This is a genomic window from Endozoicomonas sp. SESOKO4, assembly GCF_024606275.1.
The window spans coordinates 1-1,622 of sequence record NZ_JAHHPS010000243.1 but is presented as its reverse complement, the minus strand read 5'-3'; the positions used below and the strand labels follow the sequence as shown (position 1 = coordinate 1,622).

Genomic DNA, 1,622 nt, shown 5'->3' with positions numbered 1-1,622 from the left:
AGCATGAGTCTATCGAAGCCAGACTCAAAGAGGATTTGATCGGAGTCATCGTCAGAAATAAGCCTATCGATGCCAGTATCAAGGAGAATTTGGTCGCAACCATATTGCAACATGAGTCTATCGATTCAGGACTCAAAGAAATTTTGGTCAAAGCCATACTCGAACTTGAGTTCAACGATGACGGACTCGAAGCAAATAGAGTGGATAGTTCGACCGAAGGTGAATCTGCCTCTGACCTATCGGAAGATGAGGTGCGCAAGTCCACAAACGACTATGATCCCCAAGATCCCAGAAAAGATGCTCGACACTACTCATTACACGATGATTTTCAAAGCGCGATCTTACATGGATCAGTTGCGCAACCGGCGACTGAAAAAGTGGCTTTCGTCAATCCGGACAAGAAAGAAACTGATCGTTTGGAAGACACACTCCGCATGGCGCTGCTGTCTTCATCTTACAGGGCATGGCTTGCTCGCTACGAGAGGCGTTTCACCGAATCTAACGAAGTCAACCTGCTTGAGCGGGAAATGAACACCTTCCAAAGTGAAGAAGCAAAGAACAGGGCCTTCGAAAACCTCAAAAGACGGATAAAGGCAACGTCATACGATATCTTCCCCCTCGATCTTACAAAGATAAAGGATGTCGCCGCGCTTAACGCGATATACAAAAATGATTTCAACAACATCAGCGTTTTCACAAACCTGCCATCGGGCTCCTGTAGCAGGCGTCGAAGATCAGCCGATACCGGCGGTTGTGAAGCCCGACTTAGAGAGCTGGCCAGTGCCCTCCGGTTACTGTCCGACGCTAACACCCAACTCTATATCCGGGACCGCACCACCGATATCGCCCTGCTTGATACTGCCAACGATTCGACGCTCTCGCGGCTTCAGATATTTTACACAGACCTCCGTCGCAAGGAAGGCAAGGCAGACCTGGCACGCACCCGGGGCAAGCACTACGTCATTGCCCTGGACAACGCCTCGTTTACCCGGGCCCAACAACAAATAAAAGCCGGGACTCTGAGTGGCCAGCCCCTGTTGCTGAAAGCCACTCCCTCTTACGGTTATGTGCTGCTCACTCCCGAGGGCCGGGTGCAGTCGGCCATTGCCGGGGGAGACGGCAACCAGGTCACTGTGATAGGCCAGCCAGCCAGACTGATCACCCGGGCATTGACGACACTGGTCAAAGATTTCACCGCTGACAGCCACATCAGCAGCCTGACCGTCAGTGATCTTCCCGGTAGCAACCATTCCAGTGGAATCAACGTCCTGAATGCCCTGAAAACCTTCATCGCCCGCGCGCCTGCTAACGGCAAGCCCCTGGTGGGCAAGCTGGTGATCGAGCCCCAGAGCCACAGCAATTCTGTTTTCAAAAGACTGGTGAGGGATACCAAGCGCCTGATGCCAAAGGACCGCCCGGCAATAGGAGCCCTGGTGCTGCGCTCCCCGGCCACCGGACGACCTGAGTACTGGCTGTTTCCCGGCGAAACCAAAGTGCTGATACCACCCCGGCCAACGGGTTCAAAAGCCCTCCGGAATTTGCCGTCCAGCCGCCTTTCAGTGCCCGCGGAGCCCCAGACAGATACGGTGAACAGTCTATCCGCTGTCGCCAGGGAACGAAGC

The 1,622-nt window shown here is 53.8% G+C and carries 1 protein-coding gene; it reads left to right on the top strand.

Translation table 11 applies throughout. The features are described 5' to 3' along the window. Positions 1-1,622 (top strand): hypothetical protein (locus KDK16_RS04475; RefSeq protein ID WP_257274873.1); only part of this gene is annotated, 1,622 nt, incomplete at both ends.